Raw genomic sequence first — 6,420 nt, 5'->3', positions numbered from 1 at the left:
GGCTCCCAGTAGACGACTGGGTTGATAGGCCGGATATGGAAGCCCTGTGAGGGGTGGAGTTGACCGGTACTAATAGGCCGAGGGCTTGTCCTCAGTTGCTCGCGTCCACTGTGTTGTTCTGAAACAACGACCCCCACACGTCTGGTCACGGTGTGGGTGCGGTTGACAGTTTCATAGTGTTTCGGTGGTCATAGCGTGAGGGAAACGCCCGGTTACATTCCGAACCCGGAAGCTAAGCCTCACAGCGCCGATGGTACTGCAGGGGGGACCCTGTGGGAGAGTAGGACGCCGCCGAACAATCATTGTGAAGAACCCCCGTCCGGGATACGGACGGGGGTTCTTTGCGTTTCCGGGGAATTCGGTGGACGGCCCTCTCCCCGGCTTGCCCCTGGATTGTCTCCCGGGCGGGTGTCCGTGCCTCCGGCGGCCGTGGAGGGGCGCCGGCGAAGGCCCCCAGGGTCTTCGGTGGGAATTCGGGGGGCTGGGAGACCGCGCTTCCGTCCGTGTTTTGGATGAGGCCCTGACGAGGCCCTGTGGCGGAAGCCGCTGGGAGTTCGCAGGCGGCACGGGGCACGGAAGGCCGGCACAGAAGGCCGGCAGGGACAGAAGACAGAGCGTCCACGGCAGGAGAATGCCCCGCTACCGGCACCGGTAGCGGGGCATCTCGGGTTTCCGGCCTGAGTGGAAGGGCCGCTCAGAGGCGGCCTGCGGCCTTGAGGGCGAGGTAGGTGTCCGCGAGCGCGGGGGCGACGGAGGCGGGTGCGGCGTCGAGCACCGTGACGCCGGTGCGGGTGAGGCGGTCGGCGGTGAGACGGCGGTCGGCGCGGGTCTGCTCGGCCGCGGCGGCGCCGTAGACGGCCTCGACGGTGCCGCGGCCGGCGGCGAGCTCGTCGAGGTGCGGGTCGGCGACGGAGGCGAGCACGACCTCGTGGCGCTTGGTGAGCAGTGGGAGGAGAGGGAGGAGGCCGTCCTCCACGGGAGCCGCGTCGAGGCCGGTGAGGAGGACGATCAGCGAGCGGTGCGGCGCCATCTTCAGCGAGGTGGCGACCAGCGAACGCATGTCGGTCTCGTAGAGGGCGGGCTCCAGGACGGCCATCGCGCCGGTGAAGGCCGTGAGGATCTCGTTGGGGGACCGGCCCGCCACCGAGGCCCGCTTGCGGAGGTCGTGAGCGAGCAGGTCGACCCGGTCGCCGGCCTTGGTGGCCAGTGCGGTGAGCAGGAGCGCGGCGTCGAGGGAGGCGTCCAGGCGCGGGGCGTCGCCGACCCGGCCGGCGGAGGTGCGGCCGGTGTCGAGGACGATCAGGATGTGCCGGTCGCGCTCGGGGCGCCAGGTGCGGACGGCGACGGTCTGGCGGCGCGCGCTGGCGCGCCAGTCGATGGAGCGGATGTCGTCGCCGGGCAGGTACTCGCGCAGGGAGTCGAACTCGGTTCCCTGGCCACGGGTCAGGAGGGAGGTGCGACCGTCGAGTTCGCGCAGCCGGGCGAGCCGGGAGGGCAGGTGCTTGCGGCTGGCGAACGGGGGGAGGGCGCGGACCGTCCAGGGGACGAGGTGCGATCCCTGACGGCCGGCCAGGCCGAGCGGGCCGAGGGAGCGGACCGTCACCTTGTGGGCGTGGTGGTCACCGCGCCGGGTCGGAGTGAGGACGGTGGTGACCCGGCGCCGTTCGCGGCCCGGGACCCGCAGGGTGTGCCGGGAGGCGGCGATCTCGGTGCCCGGGCGCCAGGCGGACGGGGCCCAGGCGTCGCGGATCCTGGCGCGCAGGGGGCGGCCGGACGGGTTGGTGACGGTCAGTTCGACGGTGGCGGGTTCACCGAGCCGGACGGTGGTGGCGCCGCCCCGGGTGATCCGCAGGCTGCGGACGGGGGCGGCGAGCGCCAGGTCGACGACGACGGCGAGGAGGACCGTTCCGGTGACGGCGCCGATCCCGGCCCAGGAGGGCAGCAGCAGGCCCGTGACGAGGGCGCCGAGCGCGGCGAGCAGGGCGGTTCGCCCGGTGAGGGCCATGCGGTGCGTTCCTTCGTCGGGGCCGGGAGCGAGGCGGTCGGCGGGGTGTCGAGGGTCAGCGGGGGGCCGGGGTCTGGGCCAGGACCGCCTGGATGACGGAGTCGGCGGTGACGCCCTCCATCTCGGCCTCCGCCCGCAGGGCGACGCGGTGGCGCAGGGTGGGCAGCGCGAGGGCCTTGACGTCGTCGGGGGTGACGTAGTCGCGGCCGGCGAGCCAGGCCCAGGCGCGGGAGGCGCCGAGCAGGGCGGTGGCACCGCGGGGGGAGACGCCGATGGAGAGCGACGGCGACTGCCGGGTCGCCCGGCACAGGTCGACGATGTAGGCGAGGATCTCGGGTGCGACGGTCAGCGCGGCGATCTGCTCGCGGGCGGCGGCGATGTGCCCGGGGCCGGCGACCGGGCGGACACCGGCGGCGCCGAGGTCGCGCGGGTCGAAGCCGGAGGCGTGCCGGGCGAGCACCTGGAACTCCTGGTCCCGGTCGGGCAGCGGCAGGACCAGCTTGAGCAGGAAGCGGTCGAGCTGGGCCTCGGGCAGCGGGTAGGTGCCCTCGTACTCGACCGGGTTCTGGGTGGCGGCGACCAGGAACGGGACGGGCAGGGCACGCGGCTCGCCGTCGACGGTGACCTGGTGCTCCTCCATGGCCTCCAGCAGGGCCGCCTGGGTCTTCGGCGGGGTGCGGTTGATCTCGTCGGCGAGCAGCAGGTTGGTGAAGACCGGGCCGGCCTGGAAGGAGAACTCGGAGGTCCGGGCGTCGTAGATCAGGGAGCCTGTGACGTCGCCGGGCATCAGGTCGGGCGTGAACTGGATGCGCTTGGTCTCCAGGCTGAGCGCGGTGGAGAGGGTGCGGACCAGCAGGGTCTTCGCCACGCCGGGGACGCCTTCGAGCAGCACGTGGCCGCCGCAGAGCAGGGCGACGACCAGGCCGGTGACGGCGGCGTCCTGGCCGACCACGGCCTTGGCGATCTCGGCGCGCAGGGCGGTCAGCGCCTCGCGCGGGTCGCTGACCCGGGGGTCGTGCGAGGGGCCGGGGGTGGCGGGAGCCGGGCCGGGGGTGATGCGGAGCTGGGCGGTGGCCTGTTCGGTCACGGCTTCCGTACCTGCCTTTCGAGGGCGTCGAGGTCGTCGGCGAGCCGCAGCAGCGCGGCGTCGTCGGTCGGGGGCGGGCCGTACAGGAGGGCCCGTACGTCCCCGGCGGGCCGCTCGGGGAGGCGGTCGGCGACGGCCGCGCTGAGAGCGGTGGGGTCGGGTGCGCCGGCGACGGGCGGGACGCCCAGGGCCGGGGCGAGGCGGTGGGCGGCGGCGCGGCGCAGGGCGTCGGCGGCGCGGCCACGGGCCTTGGCGCGGCGGTAGAGGCGGGCACGGCCTTCGGTGGTCTCGGCGGCGCGGACCACGACGGGCAGGTTCTCGCTGACCACCGGGCCGAGCCGGCGGGCCCGCCAGAGGGCGGCGAGCAGGACGGCGACGGCGAGTTGGTAGCCGGCCCAGCGCCAGCCCTCGGGGATGTAGTCGTCGAAGGTCTTCAGCCCGCCGCCCTCGGCGACCGGGGCGGTGTAGTCGGGCAGGTGCCAGGTGAGGTGCGGCTTGGTTCCCAGGAGGCCGACGCCGAGGGCGGCGTTGCCGTCCTTCGGGAGCAGCTCGTTGGTGAGGAAGTCGCCGCTGCCGAGGACGACGACGTCGGAGTTCCGGCCGGTGGGGACGGCGACCAGCGGGTAGCCGTGGCCGCGCTCGTAGCAGCCCTCGCCGCGGCTGCCGGCGGTGTAGAGCAGGCCGCCGAGGTGCGCGGTCCCCGCCCGGACGGCCTCGGGGAGCGAGCACTGGGCGGCGGTGCTGCGGACGGAGGCGTAGGGGACGCCGCCGTTCTCGTCGGAGGTGCGGACGCCGGGGACGAGTGCGCTGAGCGCGGCGGGGCCGGGGGAGATCAGGATCAGCCGGGCGTGTCCGGCGGTGGCGACGGCGCGCAGCTGCTCGGGGCCGAGCAGGTCGGGCTCGGGCAGGACGAGGGTGCCCGCGTCGGCGGCGGGGACGGTGGGGTCGGCGGTGAGGTCGACCTTGAGCCCCTCGCGCTGGAGGAGGGCGACCACGGCGTGCCCGCCGGCGGGCTCGTAGGAGCGCGGGTCGAGCGGCGGGTAGCTGCGGTCCTGGTTGAGGGCGGCCAGGACGACGGCCGAGAGCAGCAGGAGTGCGGCGGTGAGCAGGTACCACCGGCCGCGCCGCCAGAGGCCGTGGCCCGTGGGGGCGAGGCTGGTGGCGGCGAGGGCGGTGGCGGGCTCCGGCTCGGAGGACGGGGCGGGTTCGGGCGTCGGCGCGGCGGGGGCGGTGCTGGTCATGCGGGTCCTCCGGCGGCCGGGGCGAGGACCGGGCGGGCGCGCTCCAGGGTCCGGTCGAGGTCGCGCAGCAGCTGGTAGGCGGCCTGGTCGGCGGTGCGGTCGCCGTAGGCGATGTCGTCGAAGGTGCGGGCGGCCGCGGTGAGTGCCGCGGCGTGCTCGGGCAGGGTGCGTCCGGCCTCGGCGGCGGCCTCGTCGGCGGTGCGGCCGGGGCGGGTGTCGAGCAGGGTGCGCTCCTCCAGGCCGCGGACCAGGGCGCGCATCTGTTCGCGGACGGCCTCGGTCCACTGGCCGGCGGCGGCATGACGCTCGGCGTCGGCCCGGTGCTGGGCCGCGGTGCGGGGACCGAGGGCCCCGAAGACGCCGAGGGTGGTCCGGGCGGCCCGCCGGGGGGCGCCGAGGCGCCACCAGAGGGCGGCGGCGATCAGGACGGCGATCACCGTGAAGAGGATCAGGCCGGTGGTGCCGGTGGTGCCGTCGCCGGCGATGGCCCCGAGGGCTTCGTCGATCCGGTCCATGATCCAGCCGATGACCCGTTCCTGGAGGCTCGGGTCGTGCCGGTGGTAGTCGGCCTTGAGCAGTTCGTCGCGTGCGGCGTCGCGGGCGGCGTCGCGCGGGGTCGTGACCGGGGCGCCACCCGCGGCCAGGACCCTCTCCCCCCAGTGCGGCATCGGGCTCAGAGCCTCGCGGCGGGGTTCGGGCCGGCCTGTCCGCCCCAGCCGGTGCCGCCGTGCTCGGGCAGGCCGGCGGCGCGGGCGAGCTCGATGTCCAGGGCCTCGCGGCGGATCCGCTGGTCGACGTAGAGGAGCACGCCGATGGTGGCGGTGAACGGGAGCGTGATGGTGGCGGAGATGACGCCGCCGATCGCCATGGTGACCAGCATCGCGGTGGGCAGGGCGCCGGAGTCCCCGGCGTCGGCCTGGCGGGCGATGTCGTCGAAGCCGAGGACCAGGCCGGCGATCATGAACGGGGTGCTGATCACGCCCGCGACGAAGGCCGCGATGATCTGGCTGAGCACGTTGATGCCGCAGATCCGCCACCAGGAGCCGCGGACCAGGCGGCGGGAGCGGGAGAGGGCGGTGAACACGCCCTGCTTCTCCAGCATCAGGGCGGGGGCGGCCAGACTGAGCTGGATCCAGAGCCAGAACGCGACCGGGATGCTGAGCAGACCGACGACGACGAGCGGGATCACGATCGCCGGTTCGTCCGCGCCGGCCAGCAGGTAGCCGATCAGCGGGGTGAACCCGAGCAGCATGACCCCGACGCCGACCAGGCCGGTGAGCAGGGTGAGGCCGGTGAGCTGGAGCAGTCGCGGCCGGGCGTCGCGCCAGGCGTCCCGGACGGTCACGGACTGTCCGAGGATGGCGCGGCTGACGACCATGGTGAGCAGGGCCGCGGCCACGACGCCGAGCAGCAGCGTGACCGGCATGCTGGCCAGGGTGGTGATCACCGGGGTGAACTCGCCGGTGTCGCCCTTGATGGCGAGCTGCGCGCCGAGCGTGGCGCCCTGCTGGACGACCGCCACGCCGAGCGAGAGGCCGAGGGTGGTGCGCCAGTGCTTGCGGACGGTCGAGACGGCGCCGTCGAGGATCTCGCCGAGGCCGAGCGGGCGGAGCGGGATGATGCCGGGCTTGGGGCTCTGCGGGACGCCCCAGCCGTACTGGCCGCCGGGACCTCCGCCGTACGGGCCGGGCTGCCCGTACCCGACCGGCTGCCCGCCGTACGGGGGCTGCGGGGCTCCGGGGGCGGTGCCCCAGGCGGGCGGCGCGTCGTGGGGCGGTGCCGACTGGCCGGGCACGGAGGGCACGTCGGCCGTGGGCCGGGTGCCGTCGCGGGGCGGCTCGGGCGAGCCGGGCGAGGCCCAGCCCGGAGTGTCGGTCATCACTGCTCCTCGGAGGGCGTCGGGGTTCGCGGCACCGGGTGGATCTTCACGCGGGCGCAGCGCCCATCGTGTCATGGTGGCCGTACGTCCCCCAGGGGGATCCGGTTGCTGAACGGCAACGGCACGGCTGCGGACGGTTCGTGGGCTCTCCCCGGGACCGTGGGGGTGGAGGGGTGCAGACCTTTCGCCCGGTATGGCCTGAATTCGC

At 74.8% G+C, this 6,420-nt stretch carries 5 protein-coding genes and 2 rRNA genes; 2 read left to right on the top strand and 5 right to left on the bottom strand.

Annotated features, from left to right (window positions below; translation table 11 throughout):
• Both ACFWIC_RS12030 and rrf read left to right on the top strand, forming a co-directional pair.
• Positions 1-93 (top strand): 23S ribosomal RNA (locus ACFWIC_RS12030); the annotation flags it as partial.
• Positions 94-180: 87 nt separating this feature from the next.
• Positions 181-297, top strand: a 5S ribosomal RNA gene (gene rrf, locus ACFWIC_RS12025).
• A 397-nt stretch (positions 298-694) separates the two neighbouring features.
• On the opposite strand, the gene ACFWIC_RS12020 is transcribed toward rrf, so the two are convergent.
• From ACFWIC_RS12020 to ACFWIC_RS12000, 5 genes are all read right to left on the bottom strand, one after another.
• A complete protein-coding gene (locus ACFWIC_RS12020; protein ID WP_329952527.1) occupies positions 695-2,005 on the bottom strand; it encodes a DUF58 domain-containing protein in 1,311 nt (436 codons plus the stop codon).
• Between the two features lie 55 nt (positions 2,006-2,060).
• A complete protein-coding gene (locus tag ACFWIC_RS12015) occupies positions 2,061-2,990 on the bottom strand; it encodes a MoxR family ATPase (protein WP_329883742.1) in 930 nt (309 codons plus the stop codon).
• Positions 2,991-3,088: 98 nt separating this feature from the next.
• Positions 3,089-4,333, bottom strand: coding sequence for a DUF4350 domain-containing protein (locus tag ACFWIC_RS12010; protein WP_380518021.1), 1,245 nt, complete (start codon positions 4,331-4,333; stop codon positions 3,089-3,091).
• Positions 4,330-5,001 (bottom strand): DUF4129 domain-containing protein, encoded by a 672-nt coding sequence (locus ACFWIC_RS12005; protein WP_380518018.1) that lies wholly within the window; start codon positions 4,999-5,001, stop codon positions 4,330-4,332. The genes ACFWIC_RS12010 and ACFWIC_RS12005 overlap by 4 nt, the downstream gene beginning before the upstream one ends.
• 5 nt (positions 5,002-5,006) lie before the next feature.
• A complete protein-coding gene (locus ACFWIC_RS12000; protein ID WP_380363027.1) occupies positions 5,007-6,212 on the bottom strand; it encodes a hypothetical protein in 1,206 nt (401 codons plus the stop codon).
• Positions 6,213-6,420: the final 208 nt, after the last annotated feature.

The sequence above is a fragment of the Kitasatospora sp. NPDC127035 genome (assembly GCF_042726075.1).
GTDB lineage: Bacteria > Actinomycetota > Actinomycetes > Streptomycetales > Streptomycetaceae > Kitasatospora.
This window is presented reverse-complemented; position numbering and strand designations above follow the sequence as displayed.

What these genes read in the sequence shown, in the direction of transcription:
- ACFWIC_RS12005 (WP_380518018.1), bottom strand. Translation starts at nt 5,001, where the DNA reads ATGCCGCACTGGGGGGAGAGGGTCCTGGCCGCGGGTGGCGCCCCGGTC.
- ACFWIC_RS12000 (WP_380363027.1), bottom strand. Translation starts at nt 6,212, where the DNA reads ATGACCGACACTCCGGGCTGGGCCTCGCCCGGCTCGCCCGAGCCGCCC.
- ACFWIC_RS12020 (WP_329952527.1), bottom strand. Translation starts at nt 2,005, where the DNA reads ATGGCCCTCACCGGGCGAACCGCCCTGCTCGCCGCGCTCGGCGCCCTC.
- ACFWIC_RS12010 (WP_380518021.1), bottom strand. Translation starts at nt 4,333, where the DNA reads ATGACCAGCACCGCCCCCGCCGCGCCGACGCCCGAACCCGCCCCGTCC.